At 65.1% G+C, this 24,125-nt stretch carries 25 protein-coding genes and 1 riboswitch; of the genes, 13 read left to right on the forward strand and 12 right to left on the reverse strand.

Features of this window, described 5'->3' with window-relative positions:
* Both FGL95_RS15545 and FGL95_RS15550 read left to right on the forward strand, forming a co-directional pair.
* Positions 1 to 990, forward strand: a complete 990-nt coding sequence (locus tag FGL95_RS15545) for an LLM class F420-dependent oxidoreductase (protein ID WP_169588386.1) — start codon at positions 1 to 3, stop codon at positions 988 to 990.
* A gap of 12 nt (positions 991 to 1,002) precedes the next feature.
* Entirely contained in the window at positions 1,003 to 1,842 is an 840-nt protein-coding gene (locus FGL95_RS15550; protein WP_169588388.1) for a hypothetical protein, read from the forward strand.
* A 374-nt stretch (positions 1,843 to 2,216) separates the two neighbouring features.
* Here FGL95_RS15550 and FGL95_RS32010 read toward each other — a convergent pair whose 3' ends face one another.
* Genes FGL95_RS32010 through FGL95_RS15565 form a run of 3 tightly spaced genes read right to left on the reverse strand, consistent with a single transcriptional unit; the run spans position 2,217 to position 5,216 of the window.
* Positions 2,217 to 2,855, reverse strand: a complete 639-nt coding sequence (locus FGL95_RS32010) for a LysE family translocator (protein WP_206071937.1) — start codon at positions 2,853 to 2,855, stop codon at positions 2,217 to 2,219.
* On the reverse strand, positions 2,856 to 3,521 hold the full coding sequence (locus FGL95_RS32015) for a DUF3239 domain-containing protein (protein ID WP_338079873.1): 666 nt from the start codon (positions 3,519 to 3,521) through the stop codon (positions 2,856 to 2,858).
* A 36-nt stretch (positions 3,522 to 3,557) separates the two neighbouring features.
* On the reverse strand, positions 3,558 to 5,216 hold the full coding sequence (locus tag FGL95_RS15565; protein WP_169588392.1) for a DNA repair helicase XPB: 1,659 nt from the start codon (positions 5,214 to 5,216) through the stop codon (positions 3,558 to 3,560).
* Between the two features lie 173 nt (positions 5,217 to 5,389).
* On the opposite strand from FGL95_RS15565, the gene FGL95_RS15570 reads away from it, so the two are divergent.
* Positions 5,390 to 5,908: an LppU/SCO3897 family protein gene (locus FGL95_RS15570; protein WP_169588394.1), complete on the forward strand. Its 519-nt coding sequence runs from the start codon at positions 5,390 to 5,392 to the stop codon at positions 5,906 to 5,908.
* A gap of 54 nt (positions 5,909 to 5,962) precedes the next feature.
* On the opposite strand, the gene FGL95_RS15575 is transcribed toward FGL95_RS15570, so the two are convergent.
* On the reverse strand, positions 5,963 to 8,254 hold the full coding sequence (locus FGL95_RS15575; protein ID WP_169588396.1) for a helicase-associated domain-containing protein: 2,292 nt from the start codon (positions 8,252 to 8,254) through the stop codon (positions 5,963 to 5,965).
* 60 nt (positions 8,255 to 8,314) lie between these two features.
* Between FGL95_RS15575 and FGL95_RS15580 the strand changes: the two genes are divergently transcribed.
* A complete protein-coding gene (locus tag FGL95_RS15580; protein WP_169588398.1) occupies positions 8,315 to 8,500 on the forward strand; it encodes a hypothetical protein in 186 nt (61 codons plus the stop codon).
* A 66-nt stretch (positions 8,501 to 8,566) separates the two neighbouring features.
* Here the strand turns inward: FGL95_RS15580 and FGL95_RS15585 are convergent, their stop codons facing one another.
* Together FGL95_RS15585 and FGL95_RS15590 are read right to left on the reverse strand one after the other, a co-directional pair.
* The gene (locus tag FGL95_RS15585; RefSeq protein ID WP_169588400.1) at positions 8,567 to 9,196 is read right to left on the reverse strand and encodes a resuscitation-promoting factor Rpf1 domain-containing protein; all 630 of its coding nucleotides are present in this window, start codon (positions 9,194 to 9,196) and stop codon (positions 8,567 to 8,569) included.
* Positions 9,197 to 9,203: 7 nt separating this feature from the next.
* Positions 9,204 to 9,393, reverse strand: a riboswitch (cyclic di-AMP (ydaO/yuaA leader).
* Between the two features lie 271 nt (positions 9,394 to 9,664).
* Positions 9,665 to 10,057: a YccF domain-containing protein gene (locus tag FGL95_RS15590; RefSeq protein ID WP_169588402.1), complete on the reverse strand. Its 393-nt coding sequence runs from the start codon at positions 10,055 to 10,057 to the stop codon at positions 9,665 to 9,667.
* Between the two features lie 143 nt (positions 10,058 to 10,200).
* Between FGL95_RS15590 and FGL95_RS15595 the strand changes: the two genes are divergently transcribed.
* Positions 10,201 to 10,620 (forward strand): cold shock domain-containing protein, encoded by a 420-nt coding sequence (locus tag FGL95_RS15595; protein ID WP_169589081.1) that lies wholly within the window; start codon positions 10,201 to 10,203, stop codon positions 10,618 to 10,620.
* Between the two features lie 10 nt (positions 10,621 to 10,630).
* On the opposite strand, the gene FGL95_RS15600 is transcribed toward FGL95_RS15595, so the two are convergent.
* The 3 genes from FGL95_RS15600 to FGL95_RS15610 form a co-directional block, all read right to left on the reverse strand.
* Positions 10,631 to 11,125 carry a DUF2771 family protein gene (locus tag FGL95_RS15600; RefSeq protein ID WP_169588404.1) on the reverse strand — a complete coding sequence of 165 codons (495 nt, stop codon included), beginning with the start codon at positions 11,123 to 11,125 and terminating at the stop codon, positions 10,631 to 10,633.
* The gene (locus FGL95_RS15605) at positions 11,122 to 12,744 is read right to left on the reverse strand and encodes an MFS transporter (RefSeq protein WP_169588406.1); all 1,623 of its coding nucleotides are present in this window, start codon (positions 12,742 to 12,744) and stop codon (positions 11,122 to 11,124) included. The genes FGL95_RS15600 and FGL95_RS15605 overlap by 4 nt, the downstream gene beginning before the upstream one ends.
* Positions 12,745 to 12,805: 61 nt before the next feature.
* Positions 12,806 to 13,582 carry a glutaminyl-peptide cyclotransferase gene (locus FGL95_RS15610; RefSeq protein ID WP_169588408.1) on the reverse strand — a complete coding sequence of 259 codons (777 nt, stop codon included), beginning with the start codon at positions 13,580 to 13,582 and terminating at the stop codon, positions 12,806 to 12,808.
* A 59-nt stretch (positions 13,583 to 13,641) separates the two neighbouring features.
* Between FGL95_RS15610 and FGL95_RS15615 the strand changes: the two genes are divergently transcribed.
* From FGL95_RS15615 to FGL95_RS15625, 3 genes are all read left to right on the forward strand, one after another.
* Complete coding sequence (locus FGL95_RS15615) at positions 13,642 to 14,403, forward strand: DUF3027 domain-containing protein (protein ID WP_338079874.1); 762 nt, start codon at positions 13,642 to 13,644, stop codon at positions 14,401 to 14,403.
* The gene (locus tag FGL95_RS15620) at positions 14,400 to 17,144 is read left to right on the forward strand and encodes a sacsin N-terminal ATP-binding-like domain-containing protein (RefSeq protein ID WP_169589085.1); all 2,745 of its coding nucleotides are present in this window, start codon (positions 14,400 to 14,402) and stop codon (positions 17,142 to 17,144) included. Before FGL95_RS15615 ends, FGL95_RS15620 begins: the two co-directional genes overlap by 4 nt.
* Positions 17,145 to 17,238: 94 nt before the next feature.
* Positions 17,239 to 17,874 carry a TetR/AcrR family transcriptional regulator gene (locus FGL95_RS15625; protein ID WP_338079875.1) on the forward strand — a complete coding sequence of 212 codons (636 nt, stop codon included), beginning with the start codon at positions 17,239 to 17,241 and terminating at the stop codon, positions 17,872 to 17,874.
* On the opposite strand, the gene FGL95_RS15630 is transcribed toward FGL95_RS15625, so the two are convergent.
* Positions 17,867 to 18,115: a DUF2530 domain-containing protein gene (locus FGL95_RS15630; RefSeq protein WP_169588412.1), complete on the reverse strand. Its 249-nt coding sequence runs from the start codon at positions 18,113 to 18,115 to the stop codon at positions 17,867 to 17,869. The genes FGL95_RS15625 and FGL95_RS15630 overlap by 8 nt on opposite strands.
* 76 nt (positions 18,116 to 18,191) lie before the next feature.
* On the opposite strand from FGL95_RS15630, the gene FGL95_RS15635 reads away from it, so the two are divergent.
* The 5 genes from FGL95_RS15635 to FGL95_RS15655 all read left to right on the forward strand — a co-directional run bounded on the left by FGL95_RS15635 (position 18,192) and on the right by FGL95_RS15655 (position 22,425).
* Positions 18,192 to 18,629: an Rv0880 family HTH-type transcriptional regulator gene (locus FGL95_RS15635; protein WP_169588414.1), complete on the forward strand. Its 438-nt coding sequence runs from the start codon at positions 18,192 to 18,194 to the stop codon at positions 18,627 to 18,629.
* 45 nt (positions 18,630 to 18,674) lie between these two features.
* Entirely contained in the window at positions 18,675 to 19,940 is a 1,266-nt protein-coding gene (locus FGL95_RS15640) for an MFS transporter (RefSeq protein WP_169589087.1), read from the forward strand.
* Complete coding sequence (locus FGL95_RS15645; RefSeq protein WP_338079876.1) at positions 19,933 to 21,234, forward strand: cytochrome P450; 1,302 nt, start codon at positions 19,933 to 19,935, stop codon at positions 21,232 to 21,234. Before FGL95_RS15640 ends, FGL95_RS15645 begins: the two co-directional genes overlap by 8 nt.
* A gap of 115 nt (positions 21,235 to 21,349) precedes the next feature.
* Positions 21,350 to 22,156, forward strand: coding sequence for a TrmH family RNA methyltransferase (locus tag FGL95_RS15650; RefSeq protein ID WP_169588418.1), 807 nt, complete (start codon positions 21,350 to 21,352; stop codon positions 22,154 to 22,156).
* The gene (locus FGL95_RS15655; RefSeq protein WP_169588420.1) at positions 22,153 to 22,425 is read left to right on the forward strand and encodes a DUF2537 domain-containing protein; all 273 of its coding nucleotides are present in this window, start codon (positions 22,153 to 22,155) and stop codon (positions 22,423 to 22,425) included. The genes FGL95_RS15650 and FGL95_RS15655 overlap by 4 nt, the downstream gene beginning before the upstream one ends.
* 3 nt (positions 22,426 to 22,428) lie before the next feature.
* Here the strand turns inward: FGL95_RS15655 and FGL95_RS15660 are convergent, their stop codons facing one another.
* On the reverse strand, positions 22,429 to 23,157 hold the full coding sequence (locus FGL95_RS15660; RefSeq protein WP_169588422.1) for a DUF6928 family protein: 729 nt from the start codon (positions 23,155 to 23,157) through the stop codon (positions 22,429 to 22,431).
* A 37-nt stretch (positions 23,158 to 23,194) separates the two neighbouring features.
* Positions 23,195 to 24,028, reverse strand: coding sequence for a septation protein SepH (gene sepH / locus FGL95_RS15665; RefSeq protein ID WP_169588424.1), 834 nt, complete (start codon positions 24,026 to 24,028; stop codon positions 23,195 to 23,197).
* Positions 24,029 to 24,125 lie beyond the last annotated feature (97 nt).

Here is a 24,125-nt window from a genome sequence, read left to right on the forward strand (position 1 = left end):
ATGCGATTCGGAATGTTCATTCCGCAGGGCTGGCGTTTGGATCTCGTAGGAATCGAGCCTGAGCGGCAGTGGTCGGTGATGCGTGGTCTCGCCGAGCGCGCCGATGCGGGTGACGACTGGGAATCGGTGTGGGTGTACGACCACTTCCACACCGACCCAGGGCCGACCGACGAAGCGACGCACGAGGCTTGGACGCTCATGTCGGCCCTTGCGGCATCGACACACCGTGTGCGGCTCGGTCAGATGTGTACGGCGATGAGCTATCGCAACCCGCCCTATCTCGCCAAAGTCGCTGCGACAGTTGATGTGATCTCCGGTGGCCGCGTCGAGATGGGGATCGGCGCAGGCTGGTACGAGCACGAGTGGCGCGCGTACGGCTACGGATTCCCGCCTGCGAGTGAGCGTTTGGGTCGGCTCAGGGAAGGCGTCGAGATCTTTCGGCAGGCCTGGACGACCGGGTCGGCGACGCTGGACGGCAAGTACTACCAGGTCGATGGCGCGATCGTTCGACCACTTCCGTTGCAGGACGGTGGGATTCCGATCTGGATCGCCGGCGGCGGCGAGAAGGTCACGCTGAAAATCGCTGCCCAATATGCGCAGTACACGAACTTCGGCGGCGAGCCCGATGTGTTCGTCCGGAAGTCCCAGGTCCTGCAGCAGCACTGCGCCGATCTCGGAACCGATTTCGACGCGATCGTTCGGTCGTTGAACTACACGGTCGTTGTCGGGTCCTCGGAATCCGACGTCGCCGACCGCCTGGCCCGGATCGACGAGCGCCTGCACAAGCACGTGCCCGCCGACCTTGCCGAGCGAGCGATGAATCAGATCAGGGAATCCGCCGGGGTCGGTACTGCTGAGCGGGTCCGCGACAACATCGCGGCGTTGGGCGATCTGGGGCTTCGCTATGCGATCTGCTACTTCCCGGAAGCTGCCTACGACACCTCTGGAATCGAACTTTTCGAACGAGCGGTGCTGCGCGAACTGCGCTGACAGGATTGGGCTGTGGACCTCGACGAAATTGCAGACGAACTGTATAGCGTCGATCCGGGCGAGTTCATCGAGGTGCGCAAGGCTCGGGTGACCGAAGCGCGCACCTCTGGCAACCGGCCACTCGCGGCGGAGATTGCAAAGCTCCGCAAACCGACAGTCGTCGGGTGGCTGGTCAACCTGCTGGCGCGGGAGATGCCGGACGAGGTCGAATCGGTCTTGAAACTCGGTGATGCGTTGCGCGACGCGCAACGCCACCTGTCCGGCGAGGACCTGCGCAGGCTGACCCGGCAACGACAGCAAGTGGTCCGGGCGCTTGCGCGCCGCGCCGGTGAACTGGCAGCCGATCGCGGCCGGGAGGTCCCGGAGTCGGCGATCACCGAAGTCGCTCAGACCCTCAACGCGGCGATGGCCGACCCGGAGATCGGCGAGCAGGTCCGGCTGGGGCGGATCGTGACGGCCGCGTCCTACAGTGGCTTCGGTCCGGCAGGCCTCTCGGTCGTCGGCGGGAAGGCCCCGGAGCGAGCCGAGCCCGCGCCGAAGAAGCGCGACCAAGGTGCACTGGCCGCGGCCGCCCGGGAGGAGCTGGCCGAGGCGACGGCCGCGGTTCGGGAGGCAGAGAGTGCTGCCGAGGCGGCCAAGTCCGAGGCGGAAGACGCGACCTCGGCGGTCGAGGACGTCGAAGCGCGGATCGCGGACCTCCGTGCCGAACTCGAGTCGGCAGAGCAGGAGCGCCAATTTGCCCGCAGCGCAGCCAAAGCCACCGCCGAATCGGTCAAGCGGGCCGAGCGTGATCTCGAACGCGCGGTCGCCTGGGAGACGAAGGTCAAGCGGATTCTGGACGACCTGGACTGACTAGTACTACATTGTGTAGTAATCGATCCTGAGGGGGCCATGATGCGTTCGCGCGGCGTTAGCCATGTGGAGTTCGCGGACTACTACATGACGCGGTTCATTAACGCGCACAGTTACATTGGCATCCAGCCCGCCCGTAGCGGGCAGAAGTTGGCGCACACCGAGCAGGCGACTGGCATCAACCACGTCGCACTGTGGGCGCGCAACAGACGAGAAGTCGATCAGTTCCGTTATCGCGCTATGCGCGAACATGCAGGGAGCCGACCGGATTTGGCGAGAACAGTGCCGGGTTTGATGTGGCAGGCTCGGCGGACCTTGCCTTCTCGAAACCGTGCGTGAATTTCACCCCTGGGTGGGTGAGACGCGCGCACGGGTTAGTCGGTGGTGCCGCTGAATGCGAGAGCAGCGCCGACACCGATGATCATCACGCCACCCGTGCCGCCGACTGCTTCGAGCCGCTTAGGGGAGCGGGCGAACCACTCGCGGACCGTTCCCGCCAGCATCGCCCACGTTGCATCGGACAAGACCGCGATAGCCAGGAAGATCGCGCCGAGGATGAGCAGTTGTGGCGGCACGGCGCCGGACTCCGGATCGGCGAACTGGGGGAGGACCGCGGCGAAGAAGACGATGGTCTTGGGGTTGGTCATGCCGACGATGAATCCTTGCCGGAAGGCGCGACGACCCGACGTGGCTGTGACCTCGGCACCCAATGCTGTGACGAGCGACCGCCGCTCGCGAAATGCTTGTACGCCAAGATAAATCAGATATGCAGCACCGGCCAGCTTGATGATCGTCAATGCGACCGCCGACGCCGCGAGGACCGCGCCCAGCCCGACCGCGACGCCGGCGAGCGGGACCGCGGAGCCTGCCGTGTTACCCAGAACCGTCAGCAGCGCAGGCCGACGACCGAGCGCGAGTGCACGGCCGACAGCGAACAGCACGCTCGGACCCGGGATCACGATGATCACGAACGAGGCGGCTGCGAATGCCAGCAGATGACCAGTGGAGACCATCTACTGAAGGTTACGCGGCAACGTCTTCGGATCCAGAATCACTCGCTTGTTGGTGGCTTGGCGAACCCGATCCGCCAAGGCGATGTTGTCGCTGAGCAGTTTCCATTCGGATTCGGCGATCGCTGCGACTGCGCGAGCGAGGACGTCAGCGTCCGTCGTCGCCCAGGCAATCGGCATCGGAATGAACTGCTGCGGCGAGTCCGTGGACGGGCGCGGCGACCGATCGGCCCGGACCGACACCGACGGCACCCGTTCGCCCGGTTCGGTCTTGTGGCCCGGCAGGCTCTTGACCTTGCGAGTGACTAGCGCAAACTGCGGCGCCGTGCCTGGCTTGCCGACGTCGATCAACGCGAGCAAGATCAGTCCGCGCTTACGCGTTCCGGTAACCACCGCCGGCACGAGTGCGCCATCGGTGTAGAGCTGCTCTATTCCGCCGAGCCGACGCGGCGCCCAGATTGCCACCCACAACGCCGTCGCGGCACCGAGAGCCAGAACAACCGCGAGAATGTAAGCCCACGGATGCATCACAGATATCAACCACACCGCACCCCCACCGAGTACGAGCGCAAGCACGATCGACGTCACGGCTACGCGGCGTAGGTCGGCGATTGTCTCGTTCACCGCTTTGGCGTGTGCCCGATCCACAGGGAATTCGAAGCGTCGCACACTTCATTCCTAGCACGGGGAACAGACAGCCCTGCTCTAGGCGATCGTGGGGCCCAAGAGGTCGTCTGCGTCGGTGATGCGGTACGCGTAGCCCTGTTCGGCGAGAAAACGCTGCCGGTGGGCCGCGTACTCGGCGTCGAGGGTGTCGCGGGAGACCACCGAATAGAAGTGCGCTTGCCCGCCATCATGTTTCGGCCGCAACAGCCGCCCGAGCCGCTGCGCTTCCTCTTGCCGTGACCCGAACGTCCCGGACACCTGGACCGCAACAGAGGCCTCGGGAAGGTCGATCGAGAAGTTCGCCACCTTGCTGACCACGAGCACCGGGATCTCACCCTTGCGGAACGCCTCGAACAGCTCCTCGCGCTCCTTCGTCTTCGTCGAACCCTGAATCACGGGCGCGTTCAACGCGGTCCCGAGCTCGTCGAGCTGGTCGAGATAGGCGCCGATCACGAGGGACGGTGCGTCCGGGTGACGAGCGAGGATCGACTTGACCACGGCGATTTTCGTATGCGCCGTCGAGCAGAGTTTGTAGCGCTCCTCGGGTTCGGCGACCGCGTACGTCATGCGTTCGTTGTCGGTCAACGTCACCCGGACCTCGACGCACTCGGCCGGTGCGATCCAGCCTTGGGCTTCGATGTCCTTCCACGGTGCGTCGTACCGCTTGGGGCCGATGAGCGAGAACACGTCGCCTTCCCGGCCGTCCTCGCGAACCAAGGTTGCCGTGAGCCCGAGCCGACGCCGGGACTGGAGGTCCGCTGTCATGCGGAACACCGGCGCGGGCAGCAGATGCACCTCGTCGTAGATCACCAGGCCCCAGTCACGGGAATCGAACAGCTCGAGGTGCTTGTATTCGCCTTTGGTGCGCCGGGTGATGACCTGATAGGTCGCGATAGTGACCGGACGCACTTCTTTGCGCTCGCCGGAGTACTCGCCGATCTCTTCCTCCGTGAGGGAGGTTCGGGCGAGGAGTTCGCGCTTCCACTGGCGGCCTGCGACGGTGTTGGTCACCAGAATCAGCGTCGTCGCTTTCGCTTTGGCCATCGCGGCCGCGCCGACCATGGTCTTGCCAGCGCCGCAGGGGAGCACGATCACGCCGGACCCTCCGGCCCAGAACGAGTCGGCCGCCATCTCCTGGTAGTCGCGGAGGTGCCACGCGTGCGTAGTGAAGTCGAGGTCGATCTGGTGCGCTTCGCCGTCGACATAACCTGCGAGGTCCTCGGCGGGCCAGCCGATCTTGAGCAGCATCTGCTTGAGCCTGCCGCGCTCGCTCGGATGCACGAGGACGGTATCGGGATCGATCCGCGCACCGAGCATCGGCGCGATCTTCTTGTGTCGCAACACTTCTTCGAGCACCGCGCGGTCGAGGCTGACCAAGGTGAGACCGTGCGCGGGGTTCTTGACCAGCTGCAGCCGGCCGTAGCGGGCCATCGTGTCGACGATATCGACCAGCAGCGGCTGCGGGACCGCGTAGCGCGAGAAATTGACCAGCGCATCGACGACCTGTTCGGCGTCGTGCCCGGCGGCTCGCGCATTCCACAACGCCAACGGCGTCACGCGGTAGGTATGGACGTGTTCCGGTGCGCGTTCGAGCTCGGCGAAAGGTGCGATCGCAGCCCGTGCTGCCGGTGCGGACTCGTGATCGACCTCCAAAAGGAGGGTTTTGTCGGACTGGACGATGAGCGGTCCGTCGGTCACGCGGCCTCCTGTAGGTGGTTAATCAACCCATTCTCCAGGTAGTTGCCGACATCGCCAACCTAAACAGCGCCTCGTGGGGACGTAAACGGCACTTCGCGATCGCATATGAGCCCCTGCCGCGATATTCTGCCGCCGAGCGTTCGATCATTTGTCCAACTCAGCGAAGGGCTCACATGTCACATCAGGGATCCGGGCTTCTCAAGCGGCTCGTCGTCGCGACTCTGTCGTTGCTGGCGATCGCGTTTTTTGCGATCGGCTGTTCGACCAAGTCGGACACTGCAAAAGCGGAAGCCGGAACGTGCATCAAGATCAACAAAGCATCCGCGACCAACGCGGACACCGAGCCGATCGATTGCTCGAAGGACGAAGCTGTCTACAAGATCTACTCGACCAACGACAAGAAGACGGACTGCCCGTCGGAGCAGTACACGACGTACACCGAGACCTCGGGTAAAGACACCGTCGCCTACCTGTGCTTGTACGAGAACCTGAAGCAGGACAACTGCTACAAGCAGGACGCCGCTACGAACGTTTTCGAACACATCGCCTGCACCGATCCTTCCGCCAAGTTCAAGGTGACGCAGAAGATCGATGGTTCCGACGACCCGACAGTGTGCCCCGAGGGTGAAGCCAACGCGCTCGCCTTCTCCGACCCGAAGCTCACCTACTGCTTCGGCGACCCCACGGCATAACCCACTGCTGTGAGTCTTTTCGGAGTCCAGGGACTCCGAAAAGACTCACAAGGGTTAGTCGACCAATGCCACCGAGGAGACTCGGTGCAAGGTGAAATGGCGGACCACTCCGGTTGCGGGATCGATCGCATCGAGTTGTCCGCCACCGACTTTCACCGGTTCCACAATTCGCTGAGTGGCGACGCCCGAGGCATCGACGTAACCGATGTTCACGCTTCGCCCGACCCGGACCGCCAGTTGCAGCAGCGCCATCGTCGCAGCTCCTGTCGCGCGGGTTCCGTCCGAACGGACGCCGTTGGTCTTGTCCGTCCGCGACGCTCGATCGCCGGCCCGGAGTTCGCGCACCAAACCGAGCAACTGCTCTTCCGTCGGGGTCGCGGGCACGCGAAGCTGCGATCGCACGCGCCGCCCCCCGATCCTGGCTCCATGCGGCCGCAGATCGATGATGACGCCCGAGGAATCTTCACCGGCGGGCGCGAAACCCGCTTCGCGTAGCTGGCTCAGCACGTCGGCGAGTGGAGCATGCGAGATCGCGACCGTCGAGGCCAGTGCCCGCAGCGCAAGATTGGCCGCCGCAGGAGACGCGAGCACCTGCGCAAGCAGCGCCGGGTCGTCGCAGCGAATGAACGATTCGGCGACGCCGACCCGAAGCTGGCCGTGCCGTCGCGCAATGTCGTCGATCAGATACGTGAGCGATTGGGGGACTGGCGTTCTCGATCGGGTGGCGAACCACGAGTGCAGCTCGGACGCCGTCATCCCGGCATCGAGCGCCCGTCGCATGCTGGTCTCGCTGATTCGGTACACCGTTGCACCGCCTGCGGATTCGAGGTCTGCGGCGAGGGCCAGCGTGCTCTGCAGGTCCGGCGTCAGTGGGCCGGGAGCGACGACCGTGAGGTCCGCCTGGAGGAGCACGTAGTCGACCGGCGCAGGCAGCGCCGACTCCATCTCCGCCTCGGCATCGCCGCCGTGCAGCAACGCTCGACCGGGTGAGCTGAGCGCGCCGCGACCGATCACGCCGAGTGCCTCTGCCTCGGTCAACGTTTTGTCGACTGCACCGAGAGTGAAGCGGTTCGCCCACCGGGGTCGGCGCCACGCGAGCATTCGCGCGAGGTCGCCGGCGTCGATCGATTCGCCGCGGCCGAGTTCGGCGACCCCGTCGAGGATGATCCGCCGATCGCGACCGGCAAACGCGCTGCGCACTTCGTCCGACAGCGCCGCGATCGGCTTGTCGTTCGCGTCTCGCATCCCGATAAGCCACGGTCGACGCGCCAGGTCGAGCCACGCGCCTGCCAGTACCGCCCAGCGTCGCGCAGGCGGCGCTTCCAGCCATGCATCCGCCGCCGGGGTGGGCGCCCAGTAATCGTCGGCCATATCGGTGACGGGCGCCGGCTCGGGGCGGCCACTGGTCAGGAGGCCGGCAGCCGCCAGTAATTCGACGATCAAACTCGCGCGGTCCTCGTCGACGCCGAGTCGCTTCGCGATTCGGCGAATTTCGCGGACACCCATGCCGCCTGCCTTGAGGGCCGGTGCAGGAAGGTCGCCAAGTGCGACGATGACATCGGCACAGTGCCTGAGCAATTCGAGCGCTTCACCGGCGGCGACGCCGTTGATCTCGGCCAACTTGATCTTGTTGGCCCGCAGGACCGGAGGGGCAAGCGACGAGGGATCGGTCACGGGCTCGCCACGCAACACCTGGCCGACCTGGTGCGGGAGTTCGACCGTCTGTTCGTCGACCCAGGTGAGAAGTCCGGCCGCCAGCAGCCGCTGGACCGGTCGGTCGCTGGGGGTGCCGGGCGCGGCGTCCTTGGTCCGGCCGATCGGCGCGGTCGTGGACAGTCGGTCGAGCAACGCGCGCTCGGCGGGTCGGAGATCGGCGAGCGCTGCCGTGATCTGCTCAGGGGTGAGCGACTCGATCGGCTCGATGGACCGGCCGATCGGCCATGGCACGGCGTCTACCGCTGCAGGGAGCATTCGCAGCACCTTGTCGCCCCACACCAGGCCGCGTAGGCGCAACTGCTCCAAGGCGGCGTCGACGGCCTTCGCAGGCGCGCGGTCGCCGATCGTGTCGGTCACCACTTCCCGGCGGACCGCTGCGTTCTGGGCGCCTGCCATGGCAAGCGCTTCGATCACTGCGAGCGCGAGCGTGTCGAGATCGTCTGCCGCCCGCATGACCGATGCACGTTGCTGCGCCCGGTTTGCCAACACGTTCATCGAACTCGGCAAAGGGACGGTCAGATCGGGCCTGAGGGCGAGCAGTTCCACGAGCGCATCGTCGCTCCGGGAGGTCAGCCACTGGGCCAAGCTCTCGGTGTCGGAATTGCGCTCGGCACTGTCTGTGGCAGTCATCGCTTACAAGATTAGAGATTCGGGCTGTACGCAGTGCACGCTCGGTGTCAAAATGAGCGCGTGGTTAACAAATCGAAGAAATATGTGGATCCAGGTTGGCCGGACATTCCGTACGGCGAGGAAGCCGTCACAGAACTGTCCTCGACCCGTTCCGGTGGCTTGTCACCTTTCGGTGAGAGCCTCGAGTTCCCCCTGCCCGCAGAGTCACTTCCCTACGTTCATCCGTACACGGTGATCAACCGCTAACCCGTCCACCCCAGCACCAAAAGAGCGGGCCCTCTCGGGCCCGCTCTTTTTGTTGTCTGCTGCTGCTCAGTGGGGGAGCAGGCCGCTGTTCGCCTGGTAGAAGTTGACGATCGCGGGATCGAGCTTCAGGCCGGAGTTCTGGACGGCGGCAAATGCGTCGAGAACCGGGGCGGGAATGTTCGTGCCCTGCTGCTGGACGGCTTCGATGGTGTTGTTGATGCCCTCGAAGACCTGGCTGGTGGCTTCCATCGGGTCGACCTGCGGCAGTGCCGGCAGTTCCGGTGTGTTCCACTTCGGCGACGTCTCGGGAGCAGTGCGTGGCGTCGGCGAGCTGTTCAGTCCGAACTTCGCCGAGCAGGACGGCCATGCGCCCCAGCCCTGCGTTGCAAGGACGTTCTCTGCAACTGCGATCTGCTGCTCACGGGTTGCCTGGTTGGCGGTGGCTGCGTACTGGCCGCCACCGTGCGAGGTCCACGTGCTCGGGGAGAACTGCAGGCCGCCCTGGAAGCCGTTGCCGGTGTTGATGGCCCAGTTGCCGCCCGATTCACAAGAGGCGAGCCGGTCCCAGTCGCTGTCAGGGGCTGCCTGCGCGGTGCCAGCGAAAGCGACGCCCGCGGTGCCTACGATGGCGCCGGTAACTGCGACCTTTGCAACGGTGCGCCCGGTGGTTGAGGGTTTGCGGTGCCGTCCACTCATGATCTTTGTATCCTCTCCGCCCGCGCCTACGAGGTCAGCTGTCGGGTTCGGGCTGAGAGGTCGCCCGGCCTCGGCGCTCTGTGAGAGCGTTTCTGGCTTCACCCCAAGGAAGGTCTCTGTCGAGGCCTTCCAGTAATTCCTCTGGGGAACGTGGGTCCCCCGCCCCCGTCTCTCGTGTAAGTCGTCGGTTCCGGTACCCGCGAGACGGGGTTTGGCGCGGCGGGCCGGAGGTTGGCCGAACTTCCGGCCGGTCACGACCGTACGTCTTCGAGCGTCAAAAATCACTATTTGGTAACCCGCGCGCCGCCTAACACAACTTCGAGCGGGAAAATAGGGCATTCGGGCTCTTCGCAGCTAGATCGGCGTGTCTCGGATTGGTCTCGCGACCTCACCCCGACGTGACCTCGCCGTGATGTGATGAATATCACAGTCGCGCCTGCGACACGTTCTACGTGATATCGGCGATGCTCAACGGCCGAAATTCACGGCGTCGGCATCGACGATTTCCTTGCCGAGCGGCATCAGGGAAACCGGGATCAGTTTGAGGTTGGCCAGCGCGAGCGGGATGCCGATGATGGTCAGCGCCATGGCGATGGCGGACAGCAAATGCCCGATTGCGAGCCAGATTCCTGCGATCACGACCCAGATGATGTTGCCGACGAACGATCCGACGCCCGAGGTGGGCTTCGCGACAATCGTCTTGCCGAACGGCCAGAGCGCATAGATGCCGATGCGGAACGCGGCAAAGCCGAACGGAATGGTGATGATGAAGATGAAGCAGAGGATGCCTGCGAGGAAATAGCCGATCGCAAACCAGAGCCCGCCGAAGACGAGCCAGATGATGTTCAGCAGCAGTCGCACGCTACGAGCCTACTGCGCGGCTCGGGGCAAATATCCGGTGTGATGTACCGTGCCTGGCGAGTAGAGTTTTGTTAATCGCGTCCTGCGCAATCGGCGGGGCGCGTTCTTTTGCTTTCGAACTGACTAACGAACGGATGAACGCGGTGCCGACCGGCAAGGTGAAGTGGTACGACGTCGAGAAGGGCTTCGGCTTCCTTTCCCAGGACGAGGGGGAGGACGTCTACGTCCGGTCCTCTGCGCTGCCGCAAGGCGTTGAGGCGCTCAAGCCCGGCCAACGGGTCGAGTTCGGCATGGCTGCGGGTCGTCGTGGTCCGCAGGCGTTGAGCCTGAAGGTCCTCGAGCCGGCGCCGACGCTGCGCAGCGCCGGCCGCGGTGCCGAGCGCAAGGAACCGGTCGCGCGCAAGCACACGCCCGACGAGCTGCACGGCATGATCGAGGACATGATCACGCTGCTGGAGGCGACCGTTCAGCCGGACCTGCGCAAAGGCAAGTACCCGGACCGCAAGACGGCGCAGCGCATCTCCGAGGTCGTTCGAGGCGTCGCTCGCGAGCTCGACAGCTAGTCGGGCCGAGCTACGCCGTCTTGATCGACCAGATCGCGCGCGTGATCGGTCGGCCAGCGTTGTCGAGAATCGCGGGCGGCCACTGAATTTCGATACCGAGCAGCTGCTGCGGTGGGGTCGCCTTCGACTCCACCGTTGCGGTGGTTCGCTCGCCCGGTCCGTATTCGACGTGCCAGAACTCCGGACCGTTCGGTCCCTGGAACGTCATGACGAGCCGCCACTTCCCGTCGCTGATCTCATGTGGCAGCGACAGTTGGAGGGCGGTCCCGGCCGGAACGTCCAGTTGGGCGATCTCCCCGGTGGTGCAGTCGTCGAGTTCTGCCGAGCAGTAGGACAGCGGCGCGACCTTGATGGCCTTGCCGTCGGCAAAGGCCGAGATGACGGGCTCGCGTGGGTCTGCCTTGTCGACTGCGACGACAAGGACCGCGACGAACGCGACGGCCACCACGGCGACCAACGTTGCGAGCAGAGCCAGAATCTTGATCGTGCGGGGCTGCAGCCTCACTGATACCTCGTCGTCTGTTCGTAGCGCTTGACCTCTTGGTCGGCGTGGTCCGGGCGGTTACCACCGAGGCCGGGCAGGAGCGAGTGACCGGTGTAGCTGGCGATCGTCTGCACCAAGCCGATTGCCAGCACGCCGGATATGACGGTGAAACCGAGCCAGAACTGGGTCGGCAGCAACACGCCCAATGCGCCGCCGAGGACCCAGCTCAGCTGCAGGACGGTCTCCGAGCGACCGAAGCCGGACGCTACGGATTCGGGTGGTAGGTCGTCTTGGATCGACGCGTCGAGCGACACCTTCGCCAGCGCGCTCGCGGCCGAGCCGACCAGTCCGACAATCGCGGCGCCGTAGATATTGCCGGCAAACGCGGCGATAAGGCTGACGACGAGCACGGCGATCGTGCAACCCAGGACGAGACGCGACGGGTGGCCCAGTTCCAGCCTGGCGCCCGCGGCGTTGCCTGCGAAGTTTCCAAGCCCAGCCGCGACGCCGACCAAGCCGAGCATCGCAGCTTGATGGACGGCATCGTGTTCGGTCGCCTTCGCTACGAAAGCCGTGAACAGAGTGAGAAAGCCCGTCAAGGCGCGGATGGTGCCGTTGCCCCAGAGCCCGGTCACCACCGCGCGACCCAGTGGCTGCCGTCGCTTGCTGGGTTTGACGGTTTCCATGCGATCACCGTCGAGTACGGCTCGATGTTTGTCGTCGCCGTGGTAGCCGAGGGTGGCCGGAACCTCGCCTTCGGTGATTTCGACCCACGACGGTATTCGCAGACACAGATATGCCCCGCCGACGCAGAAGGCGGCTGTCAACCACAGGGCTCCGCTGGATCCCGCGATGACGGCGACAACGCCTGCGATACCGCCCGCGACTATCGAGCCGCCGAGTAGACCGAAGACCGTGAGCCTCGAATTGACCTTCACCAGGTCGATGTCAGGCGGGAGCACTCGTGGCGTGACCGCGCTCTTCAGGACCGCGAACGACTTGCTCAGCACCAACATCAACAACGCCGCGGGATACAAGCCCCAACTGCCGAAGTTGAAAACCAGGATGATCGCCAGCACCGCCCGCGACCCGAAGGACGCGGCGAGTGCGATGCGACGACCGTGCTGAATGCGGTCGAGCAACGGACCGATCAGCGGCGCGATGACGGCGAACGGCGCGATCGTGATCAGCAGGTAGAGCGCGACCTTGCTCTTGCTCTCGCCGGTCGCCGCCGAGAAGAAGAGGGTGTTGGACAGTGCGACGACCAGCGCAGCGTCGGCGGCGTTGTTGGCCATCACGGCATACGTCAACGCTGTGAGCCCGGACTTCTCCGCGCCATCCGCCTTTGCGGCACGCTGGAAAGTCGCGATGCCGCGACCCGTCAGCTCACGACCACGCATCGCGGCGACTCGGGTCACGGTCAGCTTGCGCGGCGCCTTCGGTGCGACCCGCTCGGGCTCGCCCGGCGCGAACGAGTCCGAGGGAAGTTGCGGCGGCGGCGCTTCGATGGGATGCAGCGGCGGCAGCGGCTGACGCCGCGTCGGAACATGGCGAGGCGGGTAGTTGTCGTAGCCGGGATGCTGCGACGGCGCGCTGGGCCAGCCCCTGTCGGGGTCGGTCGGCTCACGTCGGTCGGTCACGTCACCAATTCTGTCGTACTGCTGGACCGGAAGCGATGCCGGGAAGCGTGTGGGCGTGCCGCTATCGAACGAAGCGAACTTCGAACAGCACTGGCCAGTACTTTCCCGTGATCAGAAAACGGTCGGTACCGGGAAGATGTGCAATTCCGTTCAGTACATCGAGTCGGCCCAGCTGCTCCTCGGTGATCTGGACGTTGTCCAGGAGCCCGCGTGCGTCGATGGTGGCGACCTGTCCGTTGTCGGGATCGATCCGCAGAATGGTCGACGTCGGCCAGTCGTTGGCATAGACGAATCCGTCGTCGGCACAGTCGAGTTCGTTGAGCCGCGCGTTGCGGTAGTCGGTCAGCTCGACCGTGCCGGTGGCGTCGAAGGTGGCCGGGTCGCGGAAGGTCAGCGTCGCGCTACCGTCGCTCATCACGAGCCGTTCGCCGCGACCACACAGTCCCCAGCCTTCGCCGTCGTAGCGCACGCGGCGCTTCTCCGCCAGGGTGACCGGGTCGCGCTCGATTGCGATGCCGTCTCGCCACGTGATCTGCCACAGCTTGCCTTCGGCGATGCCGATACCTTCGCCGAACAGGTGCGCGTCGAGTTCGATCCGCTGTCGCGGCTCGCGAGTATGCAGATCGCTGAGCATCAGATACGAGGTGCCGACGCGACCGGTGCTCTCGTACAAGCTGCCGTCGACGACCTCCAGGCCCTCGGTGAAAGCGGTCGAATCGTGGGGAAGCACCCGGACGATCTCGAGGCGCAGACTCGTTGCCGGTGGCCCTTCGGCGGGACTTCGCGAGCATCCAGCCGCGAGCACCAAGGCTGCAAGCCAGACTCGAGAGGCGCGCATCGTCACAGCATCTCAGCCCGCTGCACCCAGTAACCGCTGCTATACGGCAAAATGAAGCTGTGAGTGTTACGTCGACCCCTGAACTGTCCGAGATTCGCTCTGTCCTCGCCGATGCCGCCGACCTGGCGCGCGGTGCATTGGTCGAATTGGAGGAGAGTGGTGTCGGCGCCTACATCGGCGTCACAGCCGAGGACGGCTGCACCGCGACCCATCATTTCGAAGCCACGCTCCCCGGCTACCGCGGTTGGCAGTGGGCTGTGGTGGTCGCGACAGATCCTGACTACGACCATGCGACGGTGAGTGAATCGGCGTTGCTGCCCGGTCCCGACGCGCTGGTCGCCCCGGAGTGGGTTCCGTGGGATCAGCGCATTCGGCCAGGCGATCTAGCACCCGGCGATCTGCTCGCCCCTCCTGCGGACGATCCCCGGCTCGTTCCGGGTTACATCGCAACCGGCGATCCCGAGATCGACGACGTGGCATTGGAGCTCGGTTTCGGTCGAAGCCAGGTCATGAGTCTCGAAGGGCGCAGCGATGCCGCCCAGCGCTGGCACGAGGGCGATCGGGGCCCGGATTCGGAGATGGCGAAGGCTGCCCCATCGACGTGCGGGCTGTGCGGCTTCTACCTTCCCCTCGCCGGTGCGCTGCACGGCGAATTCGGCGTGTGCGGCAACGAGATGTCCGCGGACGGCCAGGTGGTGCACGTGTCGTACGGCTGTGGCGCGCACTCGGATACGACGCTGCCGACCGGGGCCGGCTCACCCTCCTTCGAGGCGTACGACGACGGCTCCGTCGAGATCGTGGATCCGGCATCGACCACCTGAGCGATCCGTTCGGGACCGCTTCGTTACGTGAGTCGGTACTGCTCGCCTGGGGTAGTTCGCCGACTCGACTTCGTGAGGACACGGCAACCGAGGCCGACCTGGTCACGGCCGGTTATCGCGACCGCCTGCTCACCGAGCTTGCGCAGAACGCGGCAGATGCTGCGACGCAGGCGGGAGTGGCAGGCTGCGTCGCCGTCTGGCTCGACGGCCGCGACCTGCATGTGTCCAACACCGGTGCGCCACTGAACATCGAAGGAGTGCAAGCGCTCGCGGCGCTCCGTGCGTCGGGCAAATCCGCCGATGCGGGCGTCGGCCAGTTCGGGGTCGGGTTCACTGCAGTGCTGGCGGTCAGTGACGAGATCGAGTTGCGCTCGGTGTCCGGCGCTATTCGTTTCTCGGCTGCGCAGACGCGAGAGCTGTTGGCCCGCAGTGACATACCCGCTGCTTCGCGGGTGCCGGTCCTGCGGCTGGTGTGGCCGACGCTGGACCGTCCGGTCGAGGGCGCCGACACCGAGATCGTCTTGCGGCTGCGCGACGGCGTGGACGCGGTGGCTTTGCTGGCGGCAATGCGGTCCGAGGCGGTCGACCTCTTGCTCGAATTGCCTGCGCTGGAATCGATTCGGATCGGCGATGACGACTTTCGTCGAACGCAGCGGACGTTTTCGGCCGGTGTGGACGAGATCTCGATCGGTGACCAGAACTGGCTGCAATATCAGACCCCGCGGGCTCGTTGGCTGGTTCCTGTTGTGGGCGAGCGTGTTTCCCCAGTCGGGTCCGACGTGCTGCGCGCCCCCACTCGCTCCGACGAGGAACTCTCGCTCCCTGCGCTCCTGATCGCCGATGTCCGGATGCAGCCGGACCGCCGTCGTGTCCTGCCCGGCGCACGGATTGCCGAATTGGCCGCTGGCTACTCGGAATTCGTGCGAGCGCTGCCCGCGCCGGACCGGATCGCCATGGTTCCAGTTCCGAGCCTCGGACGCAGCGCCGTCGATTCCATTCTTCGCGAGGCCATCATCGCGGAATTGCGCGAGAGCGCCTGGGTTCCGGTCATCGGCGACGACGAGGTGGCAATCCCCACCCGCGCAACCGTGCTTCCGGGCCTCACCAGTGAACTCGCAAGTGTTCTTGCCGAAGTGATTCCGGACTTGGTCCGGCCTGAAGTGTCCGGCCAGCATCAACTCGCTGCTCTCGCACAGGTCGATGTGCATCGCATCGGACTCGCCCGGGTCGCCGAGCTGCTCAGCGGATTGCAGCGGTCACCGCGGTGGTGGCACGAGTTGTATGCAGCCCTGGACGGTCTGGTGATCGATTCTGTTGCGGCAGAAGAACTCGGCAGCATCGCGGTACCGTTGGCCGACGGTCGTACCGTCACCGGTCCGCGCACCACGGTCACCGCGGACAGCCTCGAGCTGATCGAAAACGACTCCACCACAACGTTGCCCGTGCATTGGGCCCGGCTCGTGCACCCAGCCGCGAGCCATCCACTGCTGGGGCGGCTCGGCTCGCGCCACGTCGACGCAGCGGATCTGCTCGCCGATCCAGCCCTGCAGTCCGCGATCGAGGATGTTCACGACGACGAGGCAGACGAGCTTGCCGACGCTGTATTGGCGCTTGCGGCAAAGGTTTCCGACCCGTCGACGCTGCCGTCCTGGCTGGGGCTGCTGCCGTTGCCGGACACCGACGGTGAACTTCGTTCGGCGGACGAACTGTTGCTACCGGGTGCCCCGCTGCACGATGTGCTCGTCGACGAATCGCCGTTCGGCACCATTGATCAAGCGCTGGTGGAGCGATTCGGTGGCGAAGCCCTGCGCGCGGTCGGTGTCGGCTGGACCTTTTCCGTCATCCGTGACGAATTGCCGACAGGTCCGGACCACGACCTCGACGACGAAGTGTCTTGGTGGTCGACTCTGACCAGCGACCCCGATACCTTGGTTGCGGTCCGCGATCTCGACCTGGTCGACGACCACCGATGGCCGGAGGCGTTGTCGCTGCTGGCGCAAGACAGCGTGACGGCGCCCCTGTTGCGCGACCGGGACGGGTATGTCGCCTGGTGGTTGCGCCGTCATGCGAGCGTGGACGGCCAGCGCCTCGGCGCGTTGCGCTACGTCGGCGATGCCACCTTCGACGGTGTGCTCGATGCTCTCGTGCACCCGCATGCCGAAGAGTTGCGCGGCGTCCTCGCTGCTGCGGACGATCTGGACGCCGAACTCGTTCAGGTGATCGTGGACCAACTGGCCGAGCCTGCTCGGACCCCGACCCCGGCCGTCGTCGCCGACATCTACCGTCGGCTCGGAGCGGCAGTGGCGTCCGGTGTGGTGGATGCCGAGCAAGTCGGACTTCCGGACGGTGTGCGGACCTTGTCGGGAGCAGTGGTCGATCCGGCAACTGCCCTCGTACTCGACAAGCCCTGGTTCGCTGCAGTCGTGCCGCTGGACCGGCTCGTCGTCGGCAGTATCGAGACGTCGTCATCGCTCGCACAGCTGTTGGATCTGCCGGTCGCTTCGGAATCGATCACCGGCGAAATCGTGGGGGAGGGGTCGGTCAGTTCGTGGGATCGAGAGCCGCTTGCGGTGCTCTTCTTCGTCGGATTGGGCCTGCCCTGCCCCGTTGGGGAAGTCGTTGTGCATGACGAACTGACGGTGCGCTTCTCTGGCGCGGTCGATGGATGCGCCTCGGTCCCGTTTTGGGTGACCGACGCCGGTGTGACGCATGTGCGCGCGAATTGGACAACAGCCCAGTAACTCTCGCGCGTGTCTTTCCTCACAGGAAGAACGCTTCGACTGTGAAGAATCCAACGAATTGACGCCCTGGCGTAGACCAGGCTTAACTTCTTCCGTGGCTACAAGGTTGTCCGTCGAAGAACGTCGTGCGCACTTGATCGAGGCGGCCATCGGGCTGGCCGAACGCAAAGGCGTCGCTTCGGTGACGACGCGAGACGTTGCGCAGGCCGCCGGCGTGTCCCTTGGCGTGGTGCATTACTGCTTCGACAACAAAGACGCGTTGATGACCGAGGTCGTAAAGACGCTCACCGCCGACTTGCGCGATACCGTCGACGAAGATCCGAATATCAACGAGTGGCACGACAAGGGTATCGAGGCACTCCGCTCCTTCATCCGCGTCGCACTCGGGGTGATGTGGTACGACATCGAGCGCACCCGCAACCGCCAGCTGCTGACCTACGAGATCACCACTTACGCACTGCGCGAAGGCGAATCGGTTCCCGAGCGGCTCGGCATCGCACGCGAACAGTATGCGTTCAACGACGCGGCGGTCGGGGCGATCCTGCAGAAGGCAACGGCGCTCACGGCGACGACCTGGACGCAACCGGTCGAGGTGATGAGTCGGTTGCTGCTGTCGATAATCGACGGAATCGTCCTGCGCTGGCTCGTCGACGAGGACAGTGACACGGTCATGAGTCTGCTCGACAGGATTGCTGACATCCTCGCCGCGCAGGCGTCCGCGACTAGGTAAGTCCGGACTGCGCGCCCTTGCTCCCGCGCCGGGCGGCGCGCCGCTGAATCCAGAAGATCGTCGTGGCCAACGCACCGACCGCGAGGCCGGCGAGACACGTCGGTAACGCTTGCCGCGCGGTGTCGCCGCTGATCGACACGACCAGCGAGGCGAAGGCGAACAGCACCGTGCCGACAACCAGAACTGGCCGCGGATCGGTCAGTCGGGCAGGAATTTCGGGCACGTGCGGAGTCTCGGTCACGTTGCTCACGCTACCGCCCTCTCAGCCGCTGCATTTAGTCGATTAACCAGGCAGTCGTCACGTAGTGTGAGCCACTGTGACAACGTCCGTAGATCTGCGAACGCTGGCCAGCGAACTGTCGCTTGCCGTCGTGCGTCTCACGCGGCATTTGCGCGGTCGGCGGGCAGATTCGCAAGTGTCGCTCACCCAATTGTCGGCGCTTGCCACATTGTTGCGGGAAGGCGCTATGACACCGGGGGCGCTGGCCGCCAAGGAGCGCGTTCAGCCTCCGTCGATGACGCGGGTCATCGCATCGCTGACCGATCTCGGGCTCGTCGAGCGCAGTCCGCATCCCACCGACGGCCGTCAGATCATCGTCTCGCTGTCGGCTGCCGGAAATGCCCTGATCGCCGACGAGGCCAGTGCGCGGGAGGCGTGGATGACCGAGCAGTTGTCCGGTCTCGATCCCGAGCAACTGCGCGTCCTGCAAGATGCCGTGGCCATCATCACCGACATCGTGGCCAAGTCGGAGTAACTCGTTAGCTAAGGGCACGATAGATACGTGGCCCCGAAAAGCTCGATGTTCCGCGCGCTGAAGGCGCGCAACTACAGGCTGTGGGCGTCGGGTCAGATCGTGTCGCTCATCGGTACCTGGATGCAGCGGGTGGCGCAGGACTGGTTGGTACTCACCCTGTCGGGCGGAAGTGCGCTGGCAGTGGGCATTGTCATGGCGCTGCAGTTCGGTCCGACGCTGTTTCTGTCGGTCTGGGGCGGCGTCCTCGCCGATCGCTACGACAAGCGGCGGATTTTGATCGCGACGCAGACGGCGATGGCCGTCACCAGCCTGCTGCTCGCAGCACTCGACATCGGCGGCGTCGTCACTCTGTGGCAGGTCTACCTGATCGCGTTCGCCGCGGGTTGTGCGTCGGCGATCGATGCGCCGGTGCGGCAGTCGTTCACGATCGAAATGGTCGGCCGGTCGCTGCTGTCGAACGCGATCGCGTTGAACTCGATGACGTTTAACTTGGCGCGAATCATCGGTCCGGCGATATCGGGGGTGCTGATCGTCGTCATCGGGACCGGTTGGGTGTTCGCACTCAATTTCGTGTCGTTCGGTTGCGTCCTGGCGGCGATGCTCGCGATGAATCAGGACGAGCTGCATCCGTCGGCGCATGCTGCGCGAGCCCGCGGGCAGATCCGTGCCGGATTCCGATATGTCTGGGGGCGAGCCGATTTGCGGGACCTCCTGGCAACGGTGTTCGTCGTCTCCACGTTCGGCCTGAACTTTCCGATCAGCCTTGCGGTGCTGGCGCGCAACACTTTCGACCGCGACGCAGACGCTTACGGCCTACTGTCGACGACCCTCGCGGTCGGGACCCTGGCAGGCGCGACTCTCGCCGCGCGACGGTCCGGGCCCGTCCAGATGAAGTTGTTTATCGTCGCCGCCACGGTGTTCGGCGTGTTCGAAATCGCGGTCGGACTGATGCCCAGCTTCTTGCTCGTCGCCATCGTGCTCGTGCCGACCGGAGCCGCGGTGCTGACGTTCACCACGTCGGCGATGAACATTCTGCAGATGTCGGTGAAGGCGGACATGCGCGGTCGAGTGATGGGCATCTACATGCTCTGCTTCCTTGGTGGCACCCCGCTGGGCAGCCCATTGCTCGGCTGGCTGGCCGACGTCACGTCGCCGCGCGCACCGCTCGTCGTCGGCGGGGCGATCTCGCTGGCAGCGGGTGTGAGCAGCGGTGTGTACCTGCTGCTGAACCGAACGCGTCCGCGGTCCGTATCGAATGGTGAAGCGATCAGCGAACCGGCGAAGGGCAAGTATGGCGAGGGCAGTGGGTAGCGAGAGGTTCGCGATGCTGCGGGCAGTTGCGTCGACGTTCGATTCCGACGGTTACCTTCGCAGGCGTGCACGTGCTGCCGATCCGTTCACAGTTCCGATCCCGCGGCTCGGCGACGTCTTGTTCACGGGAAGCGCCGACGGCGTCCGAGACATCCTGACCGCACCCGCGACGGAACTCTCGGCGCCGACACCCAACCCCATCGAGCCCCTCGTCGGGTCCGGCTCGCTCATTCTGCTGTCCGGCGATCGCCATCGCCGCGAGCGCCAATTGCTGATGCCGTCGTTCCACGGCGAAAGAATGCGCAATTACGCGGGGGTGATGGCGAAGGCCGCGCGTGACGAGATGAACGGCTGGAAGCCCGGCGACCGGATCTCGATGCGCGAAGCCGCGCAAGAGATCACACTGCAGATCATCATTCGCACCGTGTTCGGCGTCGACGACGCGGATCGGCGCGCGGAATACACGCGCGTGATCACCGGGATGATGAGCGCCTACATTGCGCCGCTGATGTTCATGCCTGAGCTTCGTCGGTCCGTCGGGGGACTCGGTCCGTGGGCGCGGTTCGTCCGGCTACGGACCGAGTTCGACGACCTGCTGACCGAACAGATCGCGCAACGACGAGCCACCGGAGTCGACGGCTACGACGACGTGCTGAGCTTGCTGCTGTCGGCCACTTACGAGGACGGCACGTCGCTGAGCGACGACGACCTGCGCCAGGAGTTGCGCACGCTCCTCGTTGCCGGGCACGAGACCACGGCTACCTCGCTCGCCTGGGCGTTGTACCACATCCACCGTGAGCCGCAGGTCCGTGAGCGACTGCTTGTCGAACTCGGTGAAGTGACTGAACTGGAACAGCTTTCGAAGCTGCCGTACCTGAGTGCGGTGCTCCAGGAAACGTTGCGTATGCACCCGACCGTGTCGGTCGTGCTGCGGCGCCTCAACGCGCCGTTGACAATTCGCGGCGTCGAACGCAAGCCTGGCGATGTCGTCGGAATCGCTGTGCCTGCACTCCATTTCAACGAGGACCGGTGGCCGGACCCGGACCGCTTCGATCCGGAACGATTCCTCGAGCGCAAGGCGACGCCTTTCGACTACACCCCTTTCGGCGGCGGTCATCGGCGTTGTGTCGGGGCGTCTTTCGCAAACTACGAGCTCGCCATCGTCGTCGCCACGATCATGGGCGGCGCGGACTTGGTCATGCCCGACGACGAACGACGCAAACGGACGCCGCGCTCGGTCCCGCGCGGTATCGCCGCGCTCCCGGATCGGGAGATAGTCCTGCAGGTCCGCTGACCCGTGCGCGCGTCTCACCCCTCCAGGGGTGAATTTCACTCACGGCTCCGCCCGCGAACTGTGCGCGATTCTTACCCCTGCGGGGGTGAGGCGCGCGCACGGGCAAAATGGGCGCGTGGCAGAAATAGTCGACATCGATGACCCCGACGACCCGAGGCTGGACGATTTCCGCGACCTGAACTCCTCAGATCGCCGCCCGGACCTGCCCGAAGGCAAAGGCCTTGTCATCGCCGAGGGCGTGCTCGTCGCGCAGCGGATGCTGGCGTCCCGGTTCGAGCCGATCTCGTTTCTCGGAGTCGAACGCCGCCGCGGCGAACTGGAGGCGGACCTGGTTGCGACCGACGCGCCGTTCTATCGGACGTCTGCGGAGGTGATGGCGGCGGTCGTCGGCTTTCATCTGAACCGAGGCGTGCTGGCGGCGGCACAACGACCACCCGCTTTGGATCTGTTCGACGTGATCGACGGTGCCCGGACCGTGGCAGTCCTCGAAGGGGTCAACGACCACGAGAACATCGGGTCCATTTTCCGCAACGCCGCTGGGTTGGGTGCCGACGCAGTCCTCTTCGGCGATCGGACTGCCGATCCGCTGTATCGACGAGCGGTCCGGGTATCGATGGGTCATGTGTTGCGCATCCCGTTCGCGCGAGTTCCGGAGTGGCCACGCGGACTGGAACTGTTGCGAAAAGAAGGTTTTCAGACGATTGCCCTCACTCCGGACCCGAAAGCCCCGTTGCTCGCCGAGGCGATGACAGCGAAGCGGGTGGCGCTGCTACTCGGCGCTGAAGGTCCCGGGCTCGCCGAGCACACCATGCGGTCGTGCGATGTGCGTGCCCGAATACCGATGGCGCCCGGAACCGACTCGCTCAACGTCGCAACCGCGGCTGCCATGGCGTTCTACGAGCGTGTCAGGATTGCCGAGTGACCTTGGAGCCCGAGCCGACCCCATGGGCCACCGGCTTGATCGTGGCCGCGATCAGCGCGTCCCTGGCCGCTATCGCCGTTTTCGCGTTCGGGATCGCGCTCGCTCGAATTCACCCGATTCTCGCCGTCATCATCAACATCGTCGCTGCGGGTGGGTCCGCGCCGACGCTGTGGGGGTGGCGAAATCTGCAGACCTACCGCTGGGTCGTCTACGGTGCAGTCGTCGGGATCGGCCTCGGCTGGGTCGGTCTGCTCTTCACCGCGCTGTAGCGATCAGCTCTCGGCCTTGCGACGCCGCCAGCGAAACATTGAGTGGCTCTTGGTGTCTGGAGTCTGGGGTGCTGCGGCTCGGCGAGGCGGCTCCTCGCCCTCGGCAAACAGCTCGAATCCACAGACGACGATCCCGGCCGGATCGAGGCCGGACGTCTCAGGGGTATGGCTGTACCGGAAACCCAGACTGCGCCTGTTTGCTTCGTCGGCGAAATCTTGCGGGTCGAACGGCAGCGACTGCGGATCGGGAAGGATGCCCGGCGGGTGCGCGATGGGCCGTTCACCCGCCCAGAACGTGCGTTCCCACACCAACGGCAAGCCCGAGTCTTCGAGAATGTTGATCGTCGTCGCGCTGAACGAGCGGCGGAGCGTGCCACGCACCCAGGTCGCGAAAGCGCCCCACGCGCGGTCGGGATCCATGGCGATCAAATGCGTGTACTCGGACGCCAGCGGCCGGACCCATTCCTCAGGCAACGCCGACGGGTGGGGGATTGCCAGCTGCGGACTGCAGACGACCGTGATGCCCGGATAGCAGCCGATGAAGACCCCGCGGCCGTCGACGCCTGCACTCGACGACAGCGGACCGACAGCACGGGGAGCGATCACAGAGCCCGGGAACAACCGGCCCGCGAGTGCGCGCGCGGCGTCCTCGTCGGGTTCTCGGTGATCGCGCAGAACAGCTACCGGATCCGGGGCATCGACGTACCAAATCGTTGAAGCCTTGGCCCCCACTGCCGGCACCCACCTTTCGTCCGCGTAGATAGCAAGACTAGCGGCCGGAGCTGCGGATGCCGAGCAGCACGTCCTCCCACGACGGCATAGCAGGTTTGCCGCGCTTGTCTTTGCCGTTCGCATGCGTCGCAGGTTGCTTGGGGGCGACCGGTGCAACCGGTTCGTTGTCGCTGTCGTTGTCGTCCTCGATCGGGACGGTCGAGTAGTAGTCGTCGAGAGTGTGTTGGTTGTCCGGAACTTTCGGCGCCGCGGGAACGGCCGCCACAGGAGCTAGCCCACGAAGGGGCCTACCGAAGTCGGGGTCGACGATGTCGGCTGCGGCGTCGTCGAGTGCCACAACATTGCCGCCATGAGCGTCGCGCTGAAAACGCCAATGCGCAGCGTTTGCGGTGCGTCCTGTCTGCCAACGCAGTTGCGCGATCCAGTGGCCGTCCTCGTCGCGCCACGCGTCCCACTCAGCGTCTTCGAGGCTATGGCCGCGGGTACGAAAAGCGAGCGCTACGACTTCTGCCAACGTGTGGACCGCCGGACCGTTCTCTCGGACCGGATGGCCGAGCTGAGCAAGGTCTGCCGCACGGGAACGCTCTAACAGCACCGGGTACGCATAGCGCTCGACTTTGTGCAGCGGCATGCCAGATTCGGCAGCAACTTGCTCGATCGATGCGCCGGACCGAATACGGGCCTGGATGTCTCGGGGCCTCAGCGTGCTTTCCATCTCGATCTCAATCTGTCCGAATCGAGCGATGTCTCCGCGGGATGCCGCGCGCAGTTTGTCGTTGGCAGGTAGCCGAAATTTCTCGCCGGTTTCCTTGTCAGCACAGACGAGGTGCTTACCGTCGGGCTGCAGTCCGATCACTTCCAGCTCGCGCACTTCGACCTCCTTCGTGCCGGCCTTGCGATATCTGCCCGTAACGCCGACAGTAATGCACCCGTGATCTTGGGTAAGGGAGGACACGCGGCGCGGCGTT

Source organism: Antrihabitans stalactiti, assembly GCF_012932915.1.
Taxonomy (GTDB): domain Bacteria; phylum Actinomycetota; class Actinomycetes; order Mycobacteriales; family Mycobacteriaceae; genus Antrihabitans; species Antrihabitans stalactiti.